Genomic DNA, 21,331 nt, shown 5'->3' with positions numbered 1-21,331 from the left:
TGGCGCCTTCATTGCGGGCAGGCCCGTGAATCGCCGGCCGCGACGCCGGGGTTGCACTTCACCGCCATGCCGGCCAGCGTGAGCACCAGTGAAGTCGGCAGGATTTCATTGGCATAGCGCGAGGCGGGATTCAGGCGGATCTGCGTGAGGCGCGTGTCCACCGTGGTGTCGGCCCAGCCCAGCTCCGTGAAATAGGCGGCAGTGGCGCCCTCCGGCGTCAGGACAGGCGCAATGACCTCTGACTTGGGCAGCTGCGACGCGGAGCGCAGCAGCGACTTGAATCCGTTCGCGCCCTCCGGATCGTTGGCGGCAACGGCCGCCGTGGTGGACCAGTTGCCCAGCGCGTCGTTGCATGGCGTGCCGGGCACGGGGAAGCAGATGTCCACCTGCCAGTCATACTGGCCGTTGGCATTGGCGCTCAGTACCAGGCGGCTGCGTGCGTTGTGCCGCACGGCTTCGCGGCGCGCCGTGTTCAGGCCCTCCGCGTAGAACTCGTGCGCGGAACGGGCCTTGTGCATGCTCACCCAGTTGTTCATGGCAGGCACACCGAGGGCCATCAGGATGCCGAGGATGGTCAGGCCGACCATCAGCTCGATCAGCGTGAAGCCGCGCTGTGGCGCCCGATGTGCTGTTAATTCGTGCATTGCCCGCTCTTGCGGTCTACCCAGCAGCCGGCCGTGATGCTCCAGCCGGTCGGGACGCTGGTGGTGGCGCGGTTGCCGTTCTGGTCGATGGTGTAGGCAAAGCCGGCCAGCTTGCCCTTGCCCGTTGCGGTCAGGGTATAGGTGGAGGCCGTGGCATTGCTGATGCTGTAGTCGAAGTAGGTGCCGTTCTTCGGGAAGGACGGGTTGTCCGCTGCCGTAAAGCCGGCGTAGCTGCGGGTGTTCGACCAGTGCTGCTCGGCCACCGGCTGCGCCGCGCCCAGCGCCACGAAGGCTTCGTTCAGGCGCGAACGGGTAACGTAGTCGTTATAGGCCGGCAGCGCGACGGCGGAGAGAATGGCCACGATCACAACGGTGATCATCACTTCAATCAGCGTAAAGCCCTGTTGTACGCGTTTCATTGCTGCCTGCCCCCGGAGTTTGTGCATTATGGGAACAGTCTAGCGGGGCAAGCTTGCATTTCCCTGAGGAAACCCTGACAAAACCCTGACAAAAGGAAATTAAGGCGCAAGCGCGTTGGGAAATTGCACGGTAAACAGGGCGCCCTGCCCGCTGGCGGGCGTATCGATCGCTACGGTGGCGCCGTGGGCGTGGGCGATGTCGCGCACGATGGCCAGGCCGAGGCCGCTGCCCGTGGTCTTGTCGTCCAGGCGGACAAAGCGGCTGAACACGGCTTCGCGGCGGCCTGGCGGGATGCCGGGGCCGCTGTCTTCCACCGTCAGCACGGCGCCGGCGCCGGTTTGCCTGCAGGCCACTGTGACGGCGCCATTTTCCGGCGTGTAACGAATTGCGTTGTCGATCAGGTTGTCGACCAGGTCGCGCAGCAGGAAGGGATCGGCGTGCACCACGGCCGGCTCCAGCTCGAAGCCGAGGTCGATCTGCTTGCGGGCGGCCTGGTGCACGAAATGCTGCACGGTGTCGGCAAGCAGCTGGTCCAGCTGGAGCGGTTCCAGGCGCTTCTTCTCGAAGTGGCTGGGCTCGGCGCGCGCCAGCGCCAGCAGCTGATTGGTCTGGCGGATCATGCGCTCGGTGGAGGATTGCATCATTGCCAGCGTGTGGGCGGTGTCCGGATCTTCGTGGCGGCGCGCCAGCACGTCGAGCTGGGTGCGCAGGCCGGCCAGCGGGGTGCGCAGCTGGTGGGCCACGTTGGCCAGGAAGTCCTGCTGGGCGCGTGCGCCGCCCTGGATGCGGTCCAGCAGGCCATTCAGGGCCTGGGCCACCGGCTCCAGCTCATAAGGGACTTCGTTCGACGGCAGCGGCGACAGGTCGTCGGCGCTGCGGGCGGCCAGCACGGCGCGCACCCGGTTCAGGGGGCGCAGGCCGCTGCTGACCGAGAACCAGATCAGCCCGACGGCCGCCAGCGCGAACAGCGTTTCCAGCAGGATCAGGGCGCGCACGATGGCCTGCCGCGCCTGGGTGCGCTTGCGCACCGTCTTGGCCACCGTTACCGATGCCTCCGCTGCGCCCGCCGCCGGCAATGCGCCCGGCTCGCCCTCAGCACGCGCGGCGCGGCGGGACGCGGCGGCCAGGCTGGACGCCGGCGCGCGGGCTGCGGGGGCAGCCGCGGCGGACGCAAAAGCGGTGGCGGCCCGAGCAGCGGGCGGGGGGACGGCGACAGTGAGCGTGACGACGCGGACGGCTTCGCCGCGCATGGCGGCGTCCCAGGCTGCCGGGCGCGGGCCCGAAACGGGCGGGAGGTCGGCGTCGCCCGCGACCAGGGCGCCCTGCGGGGACCGCACGGCGAAAAAGACCTCGTCATCGCCATCGCTGCGCAGCACCTGTTCGGCGCGCGCCGGCAGGTCCAGCTGCAGGCCGCCCTCGCCCATGCTCAGCCGCGCGCCCAGCCCGGCCGCCGCGTCGCCCAGGTTCTGGTCAAAGGCGTGCTGGGCCGGAATCCAGGCCAGCGCATAGATCAGCGCCCCGCCCGCCAGGTTGAGCACGAGAATCGGCCCGATCAGCCATTTCAGCAGGCGCAGCCGGATGCTAGGCATCGCCCGCTTCCAGCAGATAGCCGAAGCCCCGGATGGTGCGGATGGAAATGCCCGCGTCCGCCGTCTTCTGGCGCAGCCGCGAGATATAGACCTCGACCGCATTCTGCGTCACATCCTCGCCCCACGGCAGGATGGCATCGATGATCTGCTGCTTGGACAGCACCCGCCCCGGATGCTGCAGCAGATACTCCAGCAGCGCCCATTCCCGCACCGACAGATCGAGCGCGCGCTCGCCAACGCGCGCCCTCTTTGCGCCAACATCCAGCGTCAACGCGCCAAGAGTCAGCACGGTTGGCTGCGGCGCATTGCGCCGGGCCAGCGCCCGCACCCGGGCCACCAGCTCCGGCGTGGCGAAGGGTTTGACCAGGTAGTCGTCAGCGCCGGTTTCCAGGCCGCGCACGCGGTCCTCGACGGCGTCGCGCGCCGTCAGGAGCAGCACGGGCAGCGTACTGCCCCGCGCCCGCAGGCGGCGCACCACCTCGAAGCCGTCCATGCCCGGCAAGCCGATGTCGAGCACCAGCACGTCGGCCGGCTGGCCGCGCTGCAGGGCCAGGTCGGCTTCACTGCCGCTGCGCAGGGTATCGACCGCCATGCCATGGCCGGCCAGTACGCGGGCCAGGCCGTCGGCCAGCACTGCATCGTCTTCTACCAGTAATACGTGCATGAAATTTGCAAGAGTTGAATGTGCAGAGCATTATGCCCTTGCTTTCCCCCGGCAGGCCACTTTGCGCTTCAAGAGCCTGTAGGAAGATGCCGGGTTCCGGCCCGAACCGCCCTGCCTGGCGCCGGCTGCGCGCCCAGTGTTCCCGGGCGTACAGATAGGGGCCAAAACAGCCCCGACAGGGCGCTGCTGAGCTGCCGCAGGGCAAGCGGGCGACAGGGATGAACCTTTTCGTGATATAGGAATTGTAAGCCCAAGTAGGATCAGGCTTACAAAGTGTCATGTTGCCAACCTACATGAGGGCGGAAACACGTCTTATGTTCGTTACCTACATAGGAACTTAAAGTACTACCAACGCAATCGGCAAAGTGGGCGCGAGAACAGAAGCCCCACCCGGACGTCCAAACCGGCGCCGACCAGCGAACCGTGTACTTAAGTCTGTGAGGATAATATGAACAACGCTCAACCTGGCGCTACCGCTCAACACTCTGCATCGCGTGCCCTGCCTGCCAGCGCCCGCGACTTCAAAGTAGCGTCCCGGCCGGTTGTCAGCTATAGCGGCACCCAGCAGAACGAATTGCTGGCCGCACTGCCTCGTGACGTGCTGGAATCCCTGTTCGAGCACCTGGAACTGGTGCAAATGCCTTTCGGCAAAGAACTCTTCGAATACGGCAGCAAACTCGAAAACGTCTATTTCCCGACCACCGCCATTGTCTCCCTGCTGTATGTGATGGAAGACGGCGCCACCACCGAGATTGCCGTGGTGGGCCATGAAGGCGTGGTAGGCGTGTCGATGTTCCCGGGCGAGCGCGCCATGTGCAGCGCCGTGGTGCAAAGCGCCGGTTACGGCTACCGCCTGAAAGCGCAGGCCCTGCGCGACGTGTTCAACCAGGGCGGCGCCCTGCCCCAGCTGCTGATGCGCTATAACACTGCCCTGTTCGCCCAGATGGCGCAGAACGCCGTGGGCGGCCGCCACAGCTCCATCGAGCAGAAACTGTGCCGCTGGCTGCTGGACCGCCTGGACCGTTCGCCAAGCAATGAACTCAAAGTGACCCAGGAAATGATCTCCATCATGCTGGGCGTGCGCCGCGAAAGCATCACGGCCGCCGCCGGCAAGCTGCAGGAAGATGGCCTGATCACCTACCGCCGCGGCAATATCACTGTGCTGAACCGCGAGGGCCTGGAGCAGTATGCGGGGGAATGCTATAAGGTGGCGAAGACGGAGTATGATCGTCTGCTCGTTGACGTAGCGGGCTGCTGAGCCCGGCCGGTATCGCACGGGCGCCATGCACGGCGTCCTTTCCCTTCAGGGGGATATGGACTTCGATGCAGGTGCCCTGGTCATTCCGGCCACGGCGTATTGTCAGTGTTCCCCCCAGCAGCAGCGCCCTCTCCCGCATTCCCAGCAGGCCATGCGACATCGGCTTCACGATGTTGTTGGCCGCAATCCCCACCCCGTCGTCAATAATGCGCAGCACCAGCTGGCCGTCTTCATTGGTCTTCAGCGTGACCGTCACGTGCGAGGCCTTGGCGTATTTGCGGATATTGGTCAGCGATTCCTGCACGATGCGGAACAGTGCAATGGACAGGCTGTTGTCGCCGGCGCGCGCGATGCCATCCACCTCCGGCCCGATCTCGGTTTCGCAGGGGATCTTCGTCAGGCGGCTGAAGTCTTCAGAATAGCTGTCGATGGCGGCGCACAGGCCAAGGTTATCCAGCAGGCTCGGACGCAGGTTCTCGATGATGCGGCGCTTCAGCTCCACCGTTTCCACCAGCGTGCCGCGCGCCCGGCGCAGCTGCGCCGCCAGTTCCGGATTGGTTTTCTGCAGCTGGTGCGTGACGGCGGCGATATCCATGCTGATGGACGTGAGGTTGGCCCCCATCTCGTCATGCAGCTCGCGCGACAGGCGCATCTTCTCCTCTTCGCTGATGCTGATGAGGTGGCGCGACAGCACTGAGAGCTGCTCGGTGCGCTGCGCCACCATCGCTTCCAGGTTTTCGTTGGACTGCTGCAGCGCGTATTCCACGGCCGCGCGATTGATGAAGCTGCGCCGCACCAGCTGGTAGAACATCACCAGCACCACGATGGCCACCGCATTGATGCCCATGCCCAGCACAATGGCCTTCTGGTATTCGTGATAGAAGGCCGCGCTGCGCTTGGCCAGCATTTCGTTCTGCTCCTGGATCATGATGACGGTGAGCAGGCGGATTTCATCCATGCCATTGCGCTCGTCGGCATAGCGCGCCACATTCACCACTTCATCCAGGCCGCCGTGGCGGTAGATCTCCATGGTCTCGGCCAGGATGCCAAGCTTGCGCCGCACCAGCGTGTGCAGCTGGTTCAGGTTCTTGAGCTGGTTGGGATTATCGGCCAGCAGGCGTTCCAGCTCGCGGAAACTGGCTTCGGTCTTGGAGACGGCGGTACGGGTGGGGCCAAGGTAGATATCCTGGCCGGACAGGAAGTAGCCGCGCATGCTGCTCTCGGCGTCCTGCACCAGCACGTCGAGGTACTGCAGGCGCTCGGCGACGCGCGAGCTTTGCACCAGCTGCGCATTGGCGCCCTTCAGCGACCGCAGGTTCTGGAACAGGCTGATGCCATTTACCACCAGGATCAATGCGATGGTGACGCAGAGAACCGTCTTGTAGATGGGCAGCCTGTGTTGCGGCGCCGGTGTGAGAGTGAAGTGCATCCTGAAAGCGTCCTGACTGGTTTGCTCTACGGCAGGGCAAGTCATTATAGACCCGCCTGCGTGCTGCTGCCCCAGGGAAACCTATTGTGCGCAACATTTGCGCACGGGAAAACTGTAACAGGATGTTGCGGACGTATTAGTCCAACAAGTTGTTTTTCATTGCGTAATACGTCAGGTCGCTGTTCGACTGCAGGCCCATCTTTTCCATGATGCGCGTGCGGTAGGTCGACACGGTCTTGATGCTGAGCGAGAGCGCGGTGCCGATATCGGACACGGTAGCGCCCCGCGCCAGGCGCAGGAAGACCTGGAACTCGCGGTCCGACAATTCGGTATGCAGCGCCGTATTCGGATCGCGGTCGAAGCTCTGGGCCAGCAGCTCGCCAACCTGCGAGCTCACGTAGCGGCGGCCCTGGTAGACCGTACGCACGGCGGTAATCAGTTCTTCCGCCTCGCACTCCTTGTTCAGGTAGCCGTTGGCGCCCATCTTGAACAGGTTCAGCGCATACTGCTGCGCCGGGTAGCCGGACAGGATCAGCACCGGCAGGTCCGGCTGGCCCTGGCGGATGGTGCGCAGCGTGTCGATGCCGCTCTGGTCCGGCATGGCGATGTCCAGCAGGAGAACATCGCAGATTTCGCGGCGCGCAATGTCCAGCGCCTCGCGGCCGGTGCTGCCTTCGGCAACCACGGTGAAATCGTCCGATGACGAAAAGATCTGTTTAAATCCTGCTCTTACAATCTGGTGATCGTCACAAATGGCAACGCGTATCATTATCTAGCCTCAAATTCCTTCTATTGATCGATCAGCGTCTACATTTACTGGCAAAATTATAACGTTATTATTGTAGCACTAAAGATGTAACGTTTCCCGTCATTGTAGCGCCTACAGGCACTCCGGGTACAGGCGAAAAAAAGGCGCCTGCAGAGCGCCTTTCCCAGTGGAATTACTTCAGGAGGCTCAGTATCGCCTGCAGTTCGGCCCGGATCATCACCGGATCGAGCGGCGGTTCGGCCGTGAAATTGTCCAGAACATCGGCGCCATCCGCATGCTGGTGGGCGGCACGGCTGTCCAGCTTGTTGCGTGCGCCGCTGATGGTGAAGCCCTGTTCATACAGCAGCTCGCGGATACGGCGGATCAGCAGCACTTCATGGTGCTGGTAATAGCGGCGGTTGCCGCGCCGCTTCACCGGCTTGAGCTGGGTGAACTCCTGCTCCCAGTAGCGCAGCACGTGCGGTTTTACGCCGCACAGCTCGCTGACCTCGCCGATTGTGAAATAGCGCTTGGCCGGAATCGGCGGCAATACGGCGAGTTCAGTCTTGCTCAGGCGATCGTTCATGCCGCACCCTTATCAGGCTGCACGCGCCATGCCGGCGCTTTCTTCCACCATGGCCTTGAGCTTCTGGCTGGCGTGGAAGGTCACCACGCGGCGCGCGGTGATCGGAATTTCCTCGCCGGTCTTGGGGTTGCGGCCCGGGCGCTGCGGCTTGTCGCGCAGCTGGAAGTTGCCGAAGCCGGACAGTTTCACCGCCTCGCCGCGTTCCAGTGCATTGCGGATCTCGTCGAAGAAAGTCTCGACCATATCCTTCGCCTCACGCTTGTTCAGGCCGACCTGCTCGAACAGCAGCTCAGCCAGTTCCGCCTTGGTCAGCGTGGGCAAGTCTTTTTCAGCTTCCTTGCGTACCTTCGCGGTCTGCATGGCGCTGTGCAGCTCGGCGTCCAATGCGGATTGGAGTACGGCGGAATTGACGTCGTTGTTATTAATTTTCTTGCCCTGCCTTCTTAAAGAACTGGTGTTGCAAAAAGGTTCATCACGCGCGCAGTTTAGCGCCGTGCTTCGACTGCGCCGCATCTGCCAGCGCGGCCATCAGACCGTCCACCAAATCGTCCTGCAAAGTGTTTTGAGTATCTTGCAAGCTAAAGCGGAAAGCAAGCGATTTTTCGTCCACTTCCAGTCCCTTGCCGCGATATTCATCAAACAAAACAATGGCTTGCAAGACCTGGCCTTGGGCGTGGGCCTTGGCTGCAGCAGCGAAGGCGTCCTGCAGGTCCTGGGCCGCCACCTGCTGTTTTACCACCACAGCGAGGTCGCGCGTGGCGCCGGGGAACTTCGAAATTTCCACATATTCTGGCACGCGGCGTTGCTGCAACGCAACTGCATCGACCTCGAAAATGACGGGCGCTTTCGGCAGGTCGTATTTTTGCAACCAGCGCGGATGCAGCTCGCCGATAAAGCCGATGACCTTGCCGTCCAGCTCCACTGCGGCGGCGCGGCCGGGGTGCAGGGCCGGATGCGCCAGCTTGCTGAAACGCAGGGTCGCCGGGGCGAACAGCGCCTCCAGGTCGGCCTTCACGTCGAAATAGTCCACGTCGCGGGTGTCCAGGCCCCACTGCTCGTCGGCGGCCGGGCCGTAGGCGATGGCGGCCACGCGCTGCGGCTGGCTGTAGCCGGCCACGGTCAGCGGGCCGTCGGCCACGCTCGCGTCGCGCTGGTAGATGGCGCCCACTTCGAACACGCGCACACGCGGCGCCTTGCGGTTCAGGTTGTAGCGCACATTGGCCACCAGGCTGCCCACCAGCGAGGAACGCATGACGGACAGCTGGCTGGCGATCGGGTTCTGCAGCTTGATCGGGCTGTCGTTGCCGCTGAAGTCCTGCTCCCATTGCGCTTCCACGAAGCTCATGTTCACCACCTCCTGGTAGCCCAGGTCGGCCAGCTGGTGGCGCACGGCGAAGATCGAGCGGGTGTTCTCCGGCTCGATGCGCATGGTGTTCTCGGCCACCGGCGGCTTGGCCGGAATGTTCTCGAAGCCGTAGACGCGCGCCACTTCCTCGATCAGGTCTTCTTCAATTTCGATGTCGAAGCGGTAGCTCGGCGAAATCACCGAGAACACGCCCTGCTCCAGCGTGAATTCGAGGCCGAGGCGCTTGAAGATGTCGGCCACCACCTCGTCCGTCAGCGGCACGCCGATGACTTTCTGGGCGCGCGCGGTGCGCATCGTGACCGGCTTGCGCTGCGGGACGTTGACGGTCTGGTCATCGACCGGGCCGACCCTGGTGTCCGCGGTGCCGCAGATCTCCACGATCAGCGAGGTGATGCGCTCGATGTGCTCCACGGTCGTGGCGTAGTCCACGCCGCGCTCGAAGCGGTGCGCCGCGTCGGTGGAGAAGTTGTACTTGCGGGCGCGGCCCTGGATGGCGTTCGGCCACCAGAATGCGGCTTCCAGATAAATGTTGGCGGTATCCAGCGACACGGCGGTGGAGTCGCCGCCCATGATGCCGGCCAGCGATTCGATTTCCTTGTCGTCCGAGATCACGCCTACCCACTCATCGACGGCAACGGTATTGCCGTTCAGGAGCTTGAGCGATTCGCCAGCTTTACCCCAGCGCACATCAAGGCCGCCATGGATCTTGTCGAGGTCGAACACGTGGGTAGGACGGCCCACTTCCAGCATCACGTAGTTGGAGATGTCCACCAGCGCGGAGACCGAACGCTGGCCGCTGCGCTCGAGGCGCTGCTTCATCCATTCCGGCGTTGCCGCCTTCGCGTTCAGGCCGCGGATCACGCGGCCGGAGAAGCGGCCGCACAGGTCCGGCGCGCTGATTTTCACCGGCAGCTTTTCATCGGTGTTGACAGCCACGGCGCGGTACTGCGGCAGCGACAGCGGCGAACCGGTGAGCGCGGACACTTCGCGCGCCACGCCCAGCACGGACAGGCAGTCCGCCTTGTTCGGCGTGAGCTTGATGGTGAATTTCAGGTCGTTCAGCGCAAAGTAGTCGCGGAAGTTCTGGCCGACCGGCGCATCGTCCGGCAGCTCCAGCAGGCCGCTGTTCTCTTCCGACAGTTTCAGTTCGCGCGCGGAGCACAGCATGCCCTGCGACTCCACGCCGCGCAGCTGGCCCACCTTGATTTCAAACGGCTTGCCGTCGGCGCCCGGTGGCAGCACGGCGCCCGCCATCGCGCACGCGACCTTCAGGCCCGGGCGCACATTCGGCGCGCCGCAGACGATGTTCAGCAAGGTGCCGGTGCCCACGTCCACCTGGCAGACGTTGAGGCGGTCGGCATTCGGGTGCTTGGCCATTTCGCGCACATGGCCGACCACCACATTGGTGAACGGCGGCGCGACAGGATCCACTTCTTCCACTTCGAGGCCGGACATGGTGAGCAGATGGGAGAGCTCGTCCGAAGTCATCTTCGGATCGACCATGGTGCGGAGCCAGTTTTCGGAGAATTGCATATTGTTAGCCTTTTATCCGTCGTCCCCGCGGAGGCGGGGACCCAGGGGCGCCGCAGCGCACTCCTGGGCCCCCGCCTGCGCGGGGGCGACCATCAGTTGAACTGTTTCAGGAAGCGCAGGTCGCCTTCGTAGAACAGGCGCAGGTCATTGACGCCGTAGCGCAGCATCGTCAGGCGCTCGAGGCCGGAGCCGAACGCGAAGCCGATGTACTTCTCGGGGTCGAGGCCGAAATTGCGCACCACGTTCGGATGCACCTGGCCCGAGCCCGACACTTCCAGCCAGCGGCCTTTCAGCGGGCCGCTGCCGAAGGCGATGTCGATTTCGGCCGACGGTTCGGTAAACGGGAAGTAGGAAGGACGGAAGCGCACCTGCAGGTCGTCGGTCTCGAAGAAGGCCTTCACGAAATTCAGGTACACGCCTTTCAGGTCCGCGAAGCTGATGTTCTCGGCGATCCACAGGCCCTCGACCTGGTGGAACATCGGCGAGTGGGTGGCATCGCTGTCCACGCGGTAGGTGCGGCCGGGCGCGATCACCTTGATCGGCGGCTGGTGGCTGCGCGCATAGCGCACCTGCATCGGGCTGGTGTGGGTGCGCAGCAGCAGCGGCTTGCCGGTGCTGTCGTTGCCTTCGATGTAGAAGGTGTCCTGCATGGAACGGGCCGGGTGGTTTTCCGGGCTGTTCAGCGCAGTGAAATTGGTCCAGTCGGTTTCGATCTCGGGGCCGCCGGCCACGTCGAAGCCGATCGAGCGGAAGATGGCCTCCACGCGCTCCCAGGTGCGCATCACGGGATGGATGCCGCCGGTGGCGCGGCCGCGGCCCGGCAGGGTCACGTCGATTTCTTCGGCATTGAGGCGCAGCTGCAGCTGGGCTTCGGCCAGCGCATCACGGCGCGCGGTGAGCGCGGCTTCGATCTGCTGCTTGGCGGCGTTGATCAGGGCGCCCTGCGCCTTCTTCTCTTCCGGGTCCAGCTTGCCCAGGCCCTTCATCAGTTCCGTGACCTGGCCGGTCTTGCCCAGGTATTTGGCTTTGGCGTTTTCGAGGGCGGCAGCGTCTGCGGCGGCGACAAAATCAGCCTGCGCGGAGACGACGAGTTGTTCGAGGGAGTTCATCCGGCTGTGTTTTCCTGTTTTGGAAATTAAAAACGGGGCTCAGGTTGTTATACCCTGCCCCGCTCTTCACGCCGCCTTGCGGCGGCATGCAACATCAATCACTGTTCTTAGGCAGCGAGTTTTGCTTTCACGGCGTTGACAATCGCTGCAAACGCAGGCTTGTCTGCCACAGCCATATCGGCCAGGACTTTACGGTCCAGTTCGATAGCGGCTTTCTTCAGGCCGTTCATGAAGACGCTGTAGGTCATGCCGTGTTCACGCGATGCCGCGTTGATACGGGTGATCCACAGGGCGCGGAACACGCGCTTCTTGTTACGACGGTCGCGGTAGGCGTACTGGCCAGCGCGCATCACTGCTTGCTTGGCAATACGGTAAACCTTGCTGCGACGGCCGCGGTAACCCTTGGCCAGGTTCAGTACTTTTTTATGACGGGCACGCGCAGTAACCCCACGTTTTACTCGAGGCATAGTAGCTCCTTAGTATATGAGATTAAGCGGATGGCATCATTGCGTAGACGCGCTGGACGTCGGTCGCATCGATGTTACGGGTGCCGCGCAGTTGACGCTTGTTTTTGGTGGTTTTCTTGGTCAGGATGTGACGCTTGAACGCCATACCGGACTTCACGGTGCCACCTGGGCGAACGCGGAAACGCTTCTTCGCGCTGCTCTTGGTTTTCATTTTTGGCATGTTAAATGCTCCAAACATGACCGGATTGCAGGTGGCAGCCCTTTGCTGCGCTTTCGGTGCCTGCTCTCACGGGAACCTCGGATTGTAACACAAGAATTCCAAAACGGAAGGCAAAAGCCATGCACCTAGCCTGCGGCCCACGCCATTGGTGACAATTGGTGACTTTTCGCTATGCACAAAATGTTATGCTGAACCAATACTCGATGATAAAACGCAGGGTAAGCATAACCTTGTGCTCAGTCATCCGAACGTGGGCAACCGTATGGAGATGCAGTGATGGCAGTCAACCCGAGATTAAGCTGGCGCAAACCAATCGATCTTCCTTCGGATCAAAAAGATCCGGCAGTGAAGTCTATACCTGCTGCTGCAGGAATTTATGTATTCTATCGAGAATATGGGGAGTCTGTGCAAGTTTTTTATGTAGGTAAAGCCACGAAACTTCAAAGTCGGATCAAAAATCAACTCAACAATCACAGTCTTATGAAGGCAATTAGTAGTGCCAAGAATGGTAAACGTAAACTTGTTTGGGCGGAACTCAGATTAAAGCCCGGCCAAAGCGCGGCGACCACATTGAAATCAGCAGAAAAGTTAATGATTCGGCACTACGTTGAAGAAGGCCAACCTATACATAATATCCAAGGGAAACGAATTCCCGTTCAGATTTTGACCAACGAAAACATCAAAGCAGTAAAACATTTTGTCCCAAATTCAGTAAGCATTGACGCATAAGCGAATCAATTTACCATGTCGAATTTGCAGACAGCCAGTGTGCGGTATGTCAGATGGCAGGGCCTAGCCATTGCGCAATTCTCAGTTACAATCGCCTTAATTTCGGGACTATCAGTGGCCGGACTCGGCGTGGCCGTTTCAATGCTGATGAGTAGAGAATTACCGTTATCGAATTTCCCTAAGCTATCTAAAATGTGCTTCGCCGTGGCAGTAATATTACTTGTATGCGCCGCGTTCTCTAGCTGCGGTGCCGCGGTTACACGAACTCTGGATTTTCGTCTTACGGCCCGAAAAATTCGAAAAGCCGCGAACTACGCCTATAGGAAGCCACAAACCATTTTTGGCGCTGACTGCGATGGGTATAGCAGAGCCACATGGCGTCTCTTCTGGTGCAGTTTACTTTTTTTTATTAGTGGTGCGACGCTTTTTTCGATCGCAATTGGCACCGCCTATTCATATTTATTCTTTTAGCAGTGACCATTAAATCATAGGACGCGGCCTGAAATATACATCGCTTGCCACCTTCCAAGCAAATTAGTTAGTAGTGGCAGCTAATTCTTCGGGCATTCCTAAAGGGAACGCTCCCTTTAGATGCTCGATGAAGGCCACAACACGCGCGCTTAACAGGCGACGCGATGGGTACAAAACCCACAGCACAGTCTCTGGTAGGTCGGCATCCCCCCAATGTATCAATATGCCGGCTGCCAAGTCATGGAAAACCAATGACAACGGTAGGCGCGCCACACCGACGCCCATACGGGCCGCGTCTCGCGCCATGATCAGCGACGAGAGAGTCAGCACAGGATACACCGCAATACTCGATTGTCCGGCAGCCGTGCGGACGCCCCAGGTGGCGCTTTTTGCCCCCACGTCCCGCACCACGGCTGAGACCGGGGAGCCATCTAACGGGCGGACCAGGCTGGGGCTGGACACCACAACCAGCCGGTCGCGTAAGAGGATCCGACCCACCAAGCTTTCATCCGGATCGGGATTGACGCGAATAACTAAATCGTAGCCCTCCTCCACCATGTCGACGCTGCGGTCCTCCGTTGTCACCTCAAGACGCACTTCGGGGTATTTCAGCGCGAAACTAGCGGCCAGCTTGCCCATTGCCATTTGCGAGAACAGAAGCGGCGCACTGATACGCAAGGTGCCGCGCGGGCGGGCGCCGCCCTGGGCAATGGCGGCTGCGGTTTCGTCGATTTCGGTCAGCAAGGCGCCGGTCCGCTCGTGCAGCGCCCGGCCCTCCTCGGTGAGTTTCAGCATGCGCGAGCCGCGTTCGAAGAGGCGCAGGCCGAGCTCGGCTTCGAGTTCGGCGACGCGGCGGGAGAGCGTGGCCTTGGGGCGGTCAGTGGCGCGGGCGGCGCGGCCGAAGCCGCCGTGGCGGGCGACGAGGTTGAAATCAGCGAGAGCGAGCAGGTCCATGCGTTCCACCAGTGAGACAGGATGTCCAAATATACAGGCTTTCGGATCGCCCGTGGGATGCCTACCATGGGGACTGTCAACTGACATTCACTCACTGGAGAAAAAACCATGACTATCCTCGTTACCGGCGCTAATGGCACTGTGGGCCGCCAAGTTGTTGAACAACTCGTTAAACGCGGCGCCGATGTGCGCGCCCTCGTCCGCGATCCTGCCAAGGCAAATTTCCCTGCAGGCGTCAGCGTCGTGCAAGGCGATCTGCTCGACCCCGATTCCGTGCGCGCTGCGGTCCAGGGCGTTTCCACCATGTTCCTGCTGAACGCCGTGGCGCCGGATGAATTCACCCAGGCGCTGATCGCGCTGAATGTGGCCAGACAGGCGGGTGTGAAGCACGTCGTCTACCTGTCCGTCATCCACAGCGATCGCTACGTGAATGTGCCGCACTTCGCGGGCAAATTCGGGGTGGAGCGCATGATCGAGCAGCTGGGCTTCAGCGCCACCATCCTGCGCCCGGCCTACTTCATGGGCAACGACCTGACGATCAAGGATGTCGTGGTCAACTACGGTGTTTATCCAATGCCGATCGGCAGCAAGGGCCTGGCGATGATCGACGCGCGCGATATCGGCGAGATTGCGGCGATTGAACTGGTGCGCCGGAACGCGTCCAGCGCTGCGCTGCCGCTGGAGCGCTTCAACCTGGTCGGCCCTGATACGCTGACTGGCGCCGGCGTGGCCGCGATCTGGTCCGAAGTGCTGGGCCGGCCTATTGCTCACGGCGGCGATGATACGGCCGCTTTCGAGCAGAACCTGCGCAACTTCATGCCGGGCTGGATGGCGTATGACATGCGCCTGATGAGCGAACGCTTCCTGAGCGACGGCATGGTGCCCGAGGCAGGTGATGTCGAACGCCTGACCAAGCTGCTGGGACGCCCGCTGCGTTCCTACCGCGACTTCGCCAGCGAAACCGCTGCTGTTTAAGGAGAGCCATCATGATCTATGCAAGTGCTACCGTTCCGGTGAATCCGGAAGGCGTCACCCATCTGACCCGCGCGCAGGCATGGGCCGGGCTGGTGCAGAAGGCGCGCGATGCACGCCTGTTCCTGCCGCCCGGGCTCTGCACCCGCTGCGATGTGACCGAGGAGAGCCCCACGCACATCGTGCGCGAGGCCACCATCGGCGCCGATGATCTGCGCGAGATCATCAGCTTCGAGCCGGAGAGGAAAGTCTCTTTCTTCCAGGCCAGCGGCCCGCGCGAGGGCGTCATCATCAATGAATTGTTTGAAGATGACGCCGGTGCGCTGCAGCTCAGGTTCTACTGCTATCTCGGCCTGCGCGGAAAAACGCCGGGCGGGCCGGAAGAACAGGCCGAGCAAGCGTGGATGAGCGGCGAACAGGGATACAGGAAGGCCTTGCTATCCACGCTGGCGCGGACACGCGAGCTGCTTGCGGAGGGCAAGCTGGGCTGAGATGCAGCCAGCGCTATTTGCGCTGGCTTTTCTTTTCCTCCTGCTCGCGCGCCACGCGTTTGGCCAGCGCCTGATAGCCGAATTCGGTGTAAGCCTTGCAGCTGGCTGCGTCGATAAAGGTATTGTGCTGCGGCGTGCGGCGCGCGAGCTTGTCCATGGTATCGGTAACGCCGGGGTGGACGGAGACGATGATGTCGCAAGGGAGCGCTGCCAGCTTGTCGATCGTGCGCTTGAATGCGGCGGAGCGGTCGGGCTGGTTTTCACTGCCGGTGAAATAGTAGCCATCTTCCGAAATCGGGTTGATGCTGTCCGCATACACGATGTTGACGCACGAGGCGCCTTCGCAAGAGCGCCACGCCCAGCTGGTGCCGCCGGGGGTATGGCCTGGCGTGAAGTGCGCCGTCACCGCCAGGCTGCCCACCTTCAGCGTTTCGCCATCCCGGAGCACGCGCACCTTCGCGATTTTCTGCAGCATCGTTGGATTGGTGGGGTTGTACTGCGGATCGTCCTCGCCTACGGTGCCGCGTTCCAGCGCCGCCGCGGCGGAAGGACTGGCCGCCACCTGCGCGCCGCTGGCACGCTGCAATGCCGCGAGGCCGCCGGCGTGATCGAAGTGTTCATGGGAATTCAGGATCAGCTTGACGTCCTCCATCCTGAACCCCAGCTCGCGGATGCTGGCGGCGATCAGCGGCGCCGATTGCGGCAAGGCGCCATCGATCAGGATGTGGCCGTCTTTTCCTGCAATCAGGATGGAGGACAGTTCCGTGGTGCCGACGTAGTAGGTGCTGCCATGGATCCTGAACGGCTTTTGAGGGACGTTCCACTGCTTGCACTGTGTGCAGTTGATTGCGTCTTCATGCGCGGCGGACGGAAGGGCTGCGGCCAGCAGCAGGCTGGCGGCGAAAAGGTAGGAAGTTGGTTTCATGGCTTTCGTGTGGGTGGTTGAACCAGGCGAATCTTGCAACGCCGCGCGCAGGCTGCCAGCAGTTTTGTGACCAAACTCCGCTTCCGTGGGATGAAGGCGCCGCGCGGCCGTTTTTTGCCGATGGGCGCGCTGCTATACTTTTGGCATGACGACACTGGATGCAGCCCCGCCTGCCCTTCCCTTTACCAAAACCCGGTTTACGATCAAGTCCGCCTTCCTGAGCATGCTGCTGTGGGGGACGATCAGCGCGCTGGGCGCCCTGCAGACCTACAGTGACAACCTGAGGGCCGGCGCGGAGAGCCAATACAGCGCACTCCTGACAACGTGGTTCATCGAATATGCCGTCCCTCTCATGGTGCTGGCCACCGTCCTGAGCGCCCTGCTCTCCTACCGGCCGGCCCTCATCGCCAGGCCGCGCCATGTGGTTGCCTTGTTTGCCGGGCTGGTGCTCGTGTTCCAGCCGGCGCAGTGGATCTATATGGCATGGCTGCGCGGCTATCTGGAGCCCGGCGTCTTCCACGATATCTGGAGCGTGTTCCACCGCATGCTGCTGGTGGGGTGGTTCTCCAGCACCGGCACCTTCGCGGCCGTGCTGGCCATGCACTTCTGGCGGCAGGCGATTGCGCGCGAGCTGGCGTGGCAGCGCAGCCAGACCGACCTGCTCAACCTGCGGCTGGCGCTCGAAGAGCAGCGCATGCTGGCGCTCCGGGGGCAACTGGAACCGCACTTCCTGTTCAATGCGCTGAACGCGATCAGTGCACTGGTTCGCCGGGGCGACACGGCGGTGGCGCTGAGCGGCATTGGCAAATTGAGCGACCTGCTGCGCTATGCGCTGTCAGCGGGAATTGGCACGACAACAACGCTCGCTGAAGAATTGCAGTTCGTACGCGACTACCTGGACCTGCAGCGCCTGCGCTACGGGGAACGGCTGCAGGTGCATGTGCAGGGCGACCTTGAGCGTCTGCACCAGCTGGCGTGCGTGCCGCTGCTGCTGCAGCCGCTGATCGAAAATGCGCTGCGCCATGATCTCGATTGCCATGATGGACCAAGCGAAATTGGCCTGAGCTTCACGCAGGATGGCGATACGATGCTTATCAGGGTATCGAATGCGGCCAGCGCCAACATTTCGCCGAACCCGGGCGCCGGACTTGGTCTCGCCAACACCCGCGAGCGCTTGCGGCTCATGAACCCGGCCGCGACGCTGCAGGCTGAACGGCATGGCGAACGCTTCGTGGTCGAGGTTCGCCTGCCGCTGGCCGAAGCGGATTAGCGCCATGCCTGTGCCTTACATGATTGTCGATGACGAGGAGCTTGGGCGGGAGAACCTGCGGCTGGCGATGGCGGCGCATGCCGACTGGACGCTGGTGGCCGAATGCGGCAGCGCCAACGCGGCCCGCACGGCCTTGGCGAGCAGCGAGCCGGATCTCATTTTCCTGGACATCCACATGCCCGGCGAATCCGGGCTGGCACTGGCGCGCGATCTCAGCCGCATGCGCGAGCCGCCGCTGATCGTTTTCTTTACATCGCACAGCGGCCACGCTGTCGATGCATTCGAGGTGCACGCGCTTGACTACCTGCTCAAGCCCTTGAACGATGAACGGCTGGCGCAGGCGGTGGAACGGGCACGGCGCATGCTGCAACTGCGCCAGCGGGAGGCATATGGTGCTGCCCTGCGCGATTTCCTGCGCAGCGGCGAAGCGAAGCACGCCACGCACCTGAATGTGCGCTCGATCGGGCGCATTGAACAGATTCCGGCGGCAGATATATTGTGGGCGGAGTCGGCCGGCAACTACGTCGATCTGCACCTGGCCACACGTTCGGTACTGCACCGGGTGACGCTGGGGCATCTTGAGTCCCTGCTCGGCACGGAAGCGTACTTGCGGGTGCACCGGGGAACCATTGTGAGGCGCGACCAGATCGGCAGCCTGGCGGTCGATCATGACGGTTACTACCGGCTTACCCTGCGCTGCGGCAGCATTGTAAGAGTGAGCGAACGGCACGTGGGCGCTGTGAAAGCCTGCATGCAGTGAGCGCCGTTCAGCGGCTTGCGAGCACTTCGCCCAGGGACCGGGCTTCGGGAGCGTAGGCCTGCATGCCGAAGCCCGCGGCGCTGACCGCCAGCGTGGTGAGGACGAAGGAAAGGATGGTGCGCCTCAAGGCGGCGCGCATCCAGTGCTGCGGCTCCAGCAGGCGAAGCCGCCGGTACAAGCCGGCAGCCAGCAAGGCGTCCACCGCGATTTCGGCAAAGAGCACAGGCGCTGACCAGATCACAAACAGGGATGACAGCGCAATGCCAAGGGCGAGCAGAATGACGGCCAGGGGAATGGCGCCCTCGTCCGCGCTCGCAACGGCTTCAAGCGGATTCTCTGCGACAGCTTCGAGGGCGCTGCGGCTGCTGTCGGTATCGAAATTGGCGCTGGCGCCGCCGCCGTCGAAGCTTCCGCCTCCGCCGGCGATACCGGCAGCATCTTCCGTGGTATTGCCGCTGCCGATCGGAATCATGTCTATGTAGTCGGCTGCACTGGTGCGTAACCAGAGCCACAGGAGCATGAAGAACACGATATACGCAACGCCCATCGCCAGCGTGTAGCGCATGGCCATCGAATCGATTCCGGCACCGAGCATTGCGGCCGATGCGCCGAAACCTGCGAGGCCGGTCAGCGCTACCAGGATAAACATCTGGACGCGCGGGAAGCCCTCCCGCGTCAGGCGGACACGCATGCTTTCGACTGCGCTTGCGCGGGTGAAAAGGCGGGAACGGGTTCGGGTTTGGTTCATCAGCCGAGAATAGCACTGAGACCACAGCTCAAAAAGGGTCTAAAACTTAAGAGCGGGAACGAGAACGCAGTGCGGCTTAGACTTTTTCCCTGAAAAGTTAGACTGGATTAGACTTTCGCGATGAATTATTGGACCGTTTTAGACAGCGGCAGTGTAGATTTAGAACTGTTTAGAACGGAACAGCAGAAATTAGATTGAATTAGACCGGGGCGACATTTGGCATACCCACACCCTCCATCCAACGTGGCCGTTTATGACGGCATTGCGGACTGGTTTGACAGGACGCGGACACGCGAGCTGATCGAGAAGCCTTATCTGGACTTGCTGGTGCAGATGCTGAAGCGCGGCGCGTCGGTGCTCGACGTGGGCTGCGGCACCGGGGAGCCGATTCTGCGCTTTCTCGTGGAGCGGCAGTTCCGGGTGACGGGCGTGGATGCCAGCGCGGCGATGATATCGATTGCGGCCGGGCGCTTTCCTGAGGCGAGGCTCATGGTCGGCGATATGCGGGAACTGGCGCTGGACGAAACCTATGATGCTGCGATCCTGTGGCATAGCCTGTTTCACCTGCAGCATGAGGACCAGCGGGCGATGTTCGCAGCACTGGCGCGCCTGCTGAATCCGGGCGGGGTGCTGATGTTCACGTCGGGCAGCGAGTATGGGGAGACGTGGAGCGATAATGGCGGCGCGATGCTTTACCATGCCGCACTCGATCTGCGGGAGTACCGGAGCTTGCTGGAGGCGAACAGGTTCGAGGTAGTAAAGCTTGCAGTTGATGACGCGGCGTGCGGCGGTGCGACGGTGTGGATCGCGCGGCGCCAATAAAGAAATTAACCAGAGAGATGACAGGATGAGAGAAACACTACGGTTCATAACATTGTGCGCAGCGATGATGGGCGGCTCCGCTCTGGCACAGCAGCCGGCGCAGCCGCTTCCCTCATTGGGCGCCAACCTTGCGCAGACGTCCGTATCGGGCGTCTCGTCGGGCGGCTTCATGGCTGCGCAGGTGGCGACGGCCTATTCCAGCCGCATCATGGGCGTGGGCGTGATCGCGGGCGGCCCTTACTACTGCGCCGGCAGCTATCCGCAGGCATCGCTTCTTCAAACCGCAGTCACGACCTGCATGGCGCCCGTATCGGCCGCCGTGGCAGCGGACGGCAAGACTTCCTTCCGCAATGCCGCGGCGTTCGCGCAGCAAGGCCTGATCGATCCGGTGGCGCAGCTGGCGCGCCAGCGTGTCTACCTGTTCAGCGGGGCGAAAGACAGCACTGTGAGGCCGGTGGTCGTGGATGCTGTGCAGCAGTTCTACCTGCTGGCGGGCGCGCCTGCCGGCCAGCTGCGCTATCACAAAAGCCCGGACGCCGGTCACGGCTTCATCACTGCGAATCCGGATAGCGCGCCCTGCGATGCGACCACGTACCCCTTCATCAACAACTGCGGCTTCAACCAGTCACAGGAGCTGCTTCGGCATATCTATCCGGACAAGCAGGCTCCCGCCGCGCAGGGCGCCCTGGGCGGCGAGCTGATTCAGTTCGACCAGCGGGAATTCATCCGCGGTACGCACAGCAGCATGGACGCCACCGGCTACGCCTACATCCCGCAGGCCTGCCGCAACGGCAACTGCGCGGTGCATGTGGCCTTCCACGGTTGCCGGCAAGGCGCCAGCATGGTGGGCCCGGCATTTTATGGCCGCACCGGCTATAACGAATTCGCCGACAGGAACGCGCTCATCGTTCTTTATCCGCAAGTGCATCCTTCGCAGGGCGTTCCCGCCAATCCGCTCGGCTGCTGGGACTTCTGGGGTTATTCCGGCGACGATCCGCAGCACCCCACCTTCCACACGCGTGCTGCGCCGCAGATGGCGGCGGTGATGGCGATGGTGGAACGCCTCGGCCAGCCGGCGGCACGCCCATAAAGCGGGCAAAGTGTCAGCCCGCTTGCTCCCGCAGGCGGGCCAAGGAAAGAGCAGCACCATCAGCCG

23 protein-coding genes are annotated in these 21,331 nt (G+C 62.4%); 8 read left to right on the top strand and 15 right to left on the bottom strand.

The window, feature by feature from the left end; all coding sequences use genetic code 11:
• Window positions 1–8: 8 nt before the first annotated feature.
• The 4 genes from ACJRPG_RS19115 to ACJRPG_RS19100 form a co-directional block, all read right to left on the bottom strand.
• Window positions 9–644: a GspH/FimT family pseudopilin gene (locus ACJRPG_RS19115; RefSeq protein ID WP_408001693.1), complete on the bottom strand. Its 636-nt coding sequence runs from the start codon at window positions 642–644 to the stop codon at window positions 9–11.
• Window positions 632–1,063: a type IV pilin protein gene (locus ACJRPG_RS19110; RefSeq protein WP_408001692.1), complete on the bottom strand. Its 432-nt coding sequence runs from the start codon at window positions 1,061–1,063 to the stop codon at window positions 632–634. The genes ACJRPG_RS19115 and ACJRPG_RS19110 overlap by 13 nt, the downstream gene beginning before the upstream one ends.
• 99 nt (window positions 1,064–1,162) lie before the next feature.
• A complete protein-coding gene (locus ACJRPG_RS19105) occupies window positions 1,163–2,653 on the bottom strand; it encodes a sensor histidine kinase (RefSeq protein ID WP_408001691.1) in 1,491 nt (496 codons plus the stop codon).
• On the bottom strand, window positions 2,646–3,317 hold the full coding sequence (locus ACJRPG_RS19100) for a response regulator transcription factor (protein ID WP_408001690.1): 672 nt from the start codon (window positions 3,315–3,317) through the stop codon (window positions 2,646–2,648). The genes ACJRPG_RS19105 and ACJRPG_RS19100 overlap by 8 nt, the downstream gene beginning before the upstream one ends.
• A gap of 448 nt (window positions 3,318–3,765) precedes the next feature.
• Between ACJRPG_RS19100 and ACJRPG_RS19095 the strand changes: the two genes are divergently transcribed.
• On the top strand, window positions 3,766–4,575 hold the full coding sequence (locus tag ACJRPG_RS19095) for a Crp/Fnr family transcriptional regulator (RefSeq protein ID WP_408001689.1): 810 nt from the start codon (window positions 3,766–3,768) through the stop codon (window positions 4,573–4,575).
• On the opposite strand, the gene ACJRPG_RS19090 is transcribed toward ACJRPG_RS19095, so the two are convergent.
• From ACJRPG_RS19090 to rpmI, 8 genes are all read right to left on the bottom strand, one after another.
• Window positions 4,472–6,004, bottom strand: a complete 1,533-nt coding sequence (locus tag ACJRPG_RS19090) for a CHASE3 domain-containing protein (RefSeq protein ID WP_408001688.1) — start codon at window positions 6,002–6,004, stop codon at window positions 4,472–4,474. The genes ACJRPG_RS19095 and ACJRPG_RS19090 overlap by 104 nt on opposite strands.
• Before the next feature lie 136 nt (window positions 6,005–6,140).
• Window positions 6,141–6,773 carry a response regulator gene (locus tag ACJRPG_RS19085; RefSeq protein ID WP_408001687.1) on the bottom strand — a complete coding sequence of 211 codons (633 nt, stop codon included), beginning with the start codon at window positions 6,771–6,773 and terminating at the stop codon, window positions 6,141–6,143.
• Between the two features lie 172 nt (window positions 6,774–6,945).
• A complete protein-coding gene (locus ACJRPG_RS19080; RefSeq protein WP_408001686.1) occupies window positions 6,946–7,338 on the bottom strand; it encodes a MerR family transcriptional regulator in 393 nt (130 codons plus the stop codon).
• Between the two features lie 12 nt (window positions 7,339–7,350).
• Window positions 7,351–7,698: an integration host factor subunit alpha gene (locus ACJRPG_RS19075; RefSeq protein ID WP_408001685.1), complete on the bottom strand. Its 348-nt coding sequence runs from the start codon at window positions 7,696–7,698 to the stop codon at window positions 7,351–7,353.
• 112 nt (window positions 7,699–7,810) lie between these two features.
• Window positions 7,811–10,237: a phenylalanine--tRNA ligase subunit beta gene (gene pheT / locus ACJRPG_RS19070; protein WP_408001684.1), complete on the bottom strand. Its 2,427-nt coding sequence runs from the start codon at window positions 10,235–10,237 to the stop codon at window positions 7,811–7,813.
• 92 nt (window positions 10,238–10,329) lie between these two features.
• Window positions 10,330–11,346, bottom strand: coding sequence for a phenylalanine--tRNA ligase subunit alpha (pheS, locus tag ACJRPG_RS19065; RefSeq protein ID WP_408001683.1), 1,017 nt, complete (start codon window positions 11,344–11,346; stop codon window positions 10,330–10,332).
• A gap of 107 nt (window positions 11,347–11,453) precedes the next feature.
• Complete coding sequence (gene rplT / locus ACJRPG_RS19060; RefSeq protein ID WP_231769783.1) at window positions 11,454–11,813, bottom strand: 50S ribosomal protein L20; 360 nt, start codon at window positions 11,811–11,813, stop codon at window positions 11,454–11,456.
• A 22-nt stretch (window positions 11,814–11,835) separates the two neighbouring features.
• Complete coding sequence (gene rpmI / locus ACJRPG_RS19055) at window positions 11,836–12,033, bottom strand: 50S ribosomal protein L35 (protein ID WP_056156036.1); 198 nt, start codon at window positions 12,031–12,033, stop codon at window positions 11,836–11,838.
• Between the two features lie 276 nt (window positions 12,034–12,309).
• On the opposite strand from rpmI, the gene ACJRPG_RS19050 reads away from it, so the two are divergent.
• A complete protein-coding gene (locus ACJRPG_RS19050; RefSeq protein ID WP_408001682.1) occupies window positions 12,310–12,762 on the top strand; it encodes a GIY-YIG nuclease family protein in 453 nt (150 codons plus the stop codon).
• A gap of 534 nt (window positions 12,763–13,296) precedes the next feature.
• On the opposite strand, the gene ACJRPG_RS19045 is transcribed toward ACJRPG_RS19050, so the two are convergent.
• Entirely contained in the window at window positions 13,297–14,187 is an 891-nt protein-coding gene (locus ACJRPG_RS19045) for a LysR family transcriptional regulator (protein ID WP_408001681.1), read from the bottom strand.
• 108 nt (window positions 14,188–14,295) lie between these two features.
• On the opposite strand from ACJRPG_RS19045, the gene ACJRPG_RS19040 reads away from it, so the two are divergent.
• Both ACJRPG_RS19040 and ACJRPG_RS19035 read left to right on the top strand, forming a co-directional pair.
• The gene (locus ACJRPG_RS19040) at window positions 14,296–15,162 is read left to right on the top strand and encodes an SDR family oxidoreductase (protein ID WP_408001680.1); all 867 of its coding nucleotides are present in this window, start codon (window positions 14,296–14,298) and stop codon (window positions 15,160–15,162) included.
• A gap of 11 nt (window positions 15,163–15,173) precedes the next feature.
• Complete coding sequence (locus ACJRPG_RS19035; RefSeq protein WP_408001679.1) at window positions 15,174–15,650, top strand: AtaL-like protein; 477 nt, start codon at window positions 15,174–15,176, stop codon at window positions 15,648–15,650.
• Window positions 15,651–15,663: 13 nt separating this feature from the next.
• On the opposite strand, the gene bla is transcribed toward ACJRPG_RS19035, so the two are convergent.
• Entirely contained in the window at window positions 15,664–16,575 is a 912-nt protein-coding gene (gene bla / locus ACJRPG_RS19030; RefSeq protein ID WP_408001678.1) for a subclass B3 metallo-beta-lactamase, read from the bottom strand.
• Between the two features lie 145 nt (window positions 16,576–16,720).
• Between bla and ACJRPG_RS19025 the strand changes: the two genes are divergently transcribed.
• Both ACJRPG_RS19025 and ACJRPG_RS19020 read left to right on the top strand, forming a co-directional pair.
• A complete protein-coding gene (locus ACJRPG_RS19025) occupies window positions 16,721–17,845 on the top strand; it encodes a sensor histidine kinase (RefSeq protein ID WP_408001677.1) in 1,125 nt (374 codons plus the stop codon).
• Window positions 17,846–17,849: 4 nt separating this feature from the next.
• The gene (locus tag ACJRPG_RS19020; protein ID WP_408001676.1) at window positions 17,850–18,605 is read left to right on the top strand and encodes a LytR/AlgR family response regulator transcription factor; all 756 of its coding nucleotides are present in this window, start codon (window positions 17,850–17,852) and stop codon (window positions 18,603–18,605) included.
• A gap of 7 nt (window positions 18,606–18,612) precedes the next feature.
• On the opposite strand, the gene ACJRPG_RS19015 is transcribed toward ACJRPG_RS19020, so the two are convergent.
• Entirely contained in the window at window positions 18,613–19,296 is a 684-nt protein-coding gene (locus ACJRPG_RS19015) for a hypothetical protein (RefSeq protein WP_408001675.1), read from the bottom strand.
• A 300-nt stretch (window positions 19,297–19,596) separates the two neighbouring features.
• On the opposite strand from ACJRPG_RS19015, the gene ACJRPG_RS19010 reads away from it, so the two are divergent.
• Together ACJRPG_RS19010 and ACJRPG_RS19005 are read left to right on the top strand one after the other, a co-directional pair.
• Complete coding sequence (locus tag ACJRPG_RS19010; protein WP_408001674.1) at window positions 19,597–20,175, top strand: class I SAM-dependent DNA methyltransferase; 579 nt, start codon at window positions 19,597–19,599, stop codon at window positions 20,173–20,175.
• A gap of 67 nt (window positions 20,176–20,242) precedes the next feature.
• Window positions 20,243–21,265, top strand: coding sequence for an extracellular catalytic domain type 2 short-chain-length polyhydroxyalkanoate depolymerase (locus ACJRPG_RS19005; protein ID WP_408001673.1), 1,023 nt, complete (start codon window positions 20,243–20,245; stop codon window positions 21,263–21,265).
• The last annotated feature ends 66 nt before the right edge of the window (window positions 21,266–21,331 follow it).

Origin of the sequence: Pseudoduganella rhizocola (assembly GCF_045984285.3) — a bacterium.
In the GTDB taxonomy this organism is placed as follows: Bacteria; Pseudomonadota; Gammaproteobacteria; order Burkholderiales; family Burkholderiaceae_D; genus Rugamonas.
Note: the sequence above shows the minus strand (reverse complement) of the source record. Positions and strands in the feature narration are given on the sequence as shown.

Coding starts and splice junctions, on each gene's coding strand:
- ACJRPG_RS19035 (WP_408001679.1), top strand. CDS start 15,174: ATGATCTATGCAAGTGCTACCGTTCCGGTGAATCCGGAAGGCGTCACC.
- ACJRPG_RS19075 (WP_408001685.1), bottom strand. CDS start 7,698: ATGCAGACCGCGAAGGTACGCAAGGAAGCTGAAAAAGACTTGCCCACG.
- ACJRPG_RS19085 (WP_408001687.1), bottom strand. CDS start 6,773: ATGATACGCGTTGCCATTTGTGACGATCACCAGATTGTAAGAGCAGGA.
- ACJRPG_RS19080 (WP_408001686.1), bottom strand. CDS start 7,338: ATGAACGATCGCCTGAGCAAGACTGAACTCGCCGTATTGCCGCCGATT.
- ACJRPG_RS19115 (WP_408001693.1), bottom strand. CDS start 644: ATGCACGAATTAACAGCACATCGGGCGCCACAGCGCGGCTTCACGCTG.
- rplT (WP_231769783.1), bottom strand. CDS start 11,813: ATGCCTCGAGTAAAACGTGGGGTTACTGCGCGTGCCCGTCATAAAAAA.
- ACJRPG_RS19050 (WP_408001682.1), top strand. CDS start 12,310: ATGGCAGTCAACCCGAGATTAAGCTGGCGCAAACCAATCGATCTTCCT.
- ACJRPG_RS19095 (WP_408001689.1), top strand. CDS start 3,766: ATGAACAACGCTCAACCTGGCGCTACCGCTCAACACTCTGCATCGCGT.
- ACJRPG_RS19005 (WP_408001673.1), top strand. CDS start 20,243: ATGGGCGGCTCCGCTCTGGCACAGCAGCCGGCGCAGCCGCTTCCCTCA.
- ACJRPG_RS19100 (WP_408001690.1), bottom strand. CDS start 3,317: ATGCACGTATTACTGGTAGAAGACGATGCAGTGCTGGCCGACGGCCTG.
- ACJRPG_RS19110 (WP_408001692.1), bottom strand. CDS start 1,063: ATGAAACGCGTACAACAGGGCTTTACGCTGATTGAAGTGATGATCACC.
- ACJRPG_RS19020 (WP_408001676.1), top strand. CDS start 17,850: ATGCCTGTGCCTTACATGATTGTCGATGACGAGGAGCTTGGGCGGGAG.
- ACJRPG_RS19045 (WP_408001681.1), bottom strand. CDS start 14,187: ATGGACCTGCTCGCTCTCGCTGATTTCAACCTCGTCGCCCGCCACGGC.
- rpmI (WP_056156036.1), bottom strand. CDS start 12,033: ATGCCAAAAATGAAAACCAAGAGCAGCGCGAAGAAGCGTTTCCGCGTT.
- ACJRPG_RS19025 (WP_408001677.1), top strand. CDS start 16,721: ATGACGACACTGGATGCAGCCCCGCCTGCCCTTCCCTTTACCAAAACC.
- bla (WP_408001678.1), bottom strand. CDS start 16,575: ATGAAACCAACTTCCTACCTTTTCGCCGCCAGCCTGCTGCTGGCCGCA.
- pheT (WP_408001684.1), bottom strand. CDS start 10,237: ATGCAATTCTCCGAAAACTGGCTCCGCACCATGGTCGATCCGAAGATG.
- ACJRPG_RS19090 (WP_408001688.1), bottom strand. CDS start 6,004: ATGCACTTCACTCTCACACCGGCGCCGCAACACAGGCTGCCCATCTAC.
- ACJRPG_RS19015 (WP_408001675.1), bottom strand. CDS start 19,296: ATGCGTGTCCGCCTGACGCGGGAGGGCTTCCCGCGCGTCCAGATGTTT.
- ACJRPG_RS19040 (WP_408001680.1), top strand. CDS start 14,296: ATGACTATCCTCGTTACCGGCGCTAATGGCACTGTGGGCCGCCAAGTT.
- pheS (WP_408001683.1), bottom strand. CDS start 11,346: ATGAACTCCCTCGAACAACTCGTCGTCTCCGCGCAGGCTGATTTTGTC.
- ACJRPG_RS19105 (WP_408001691.1), bottom strand. CDS start 2,653: ATGCCTAGCATCCGGCTGCGCCTGCTGAAATGGCTGATCGGGCCGATT.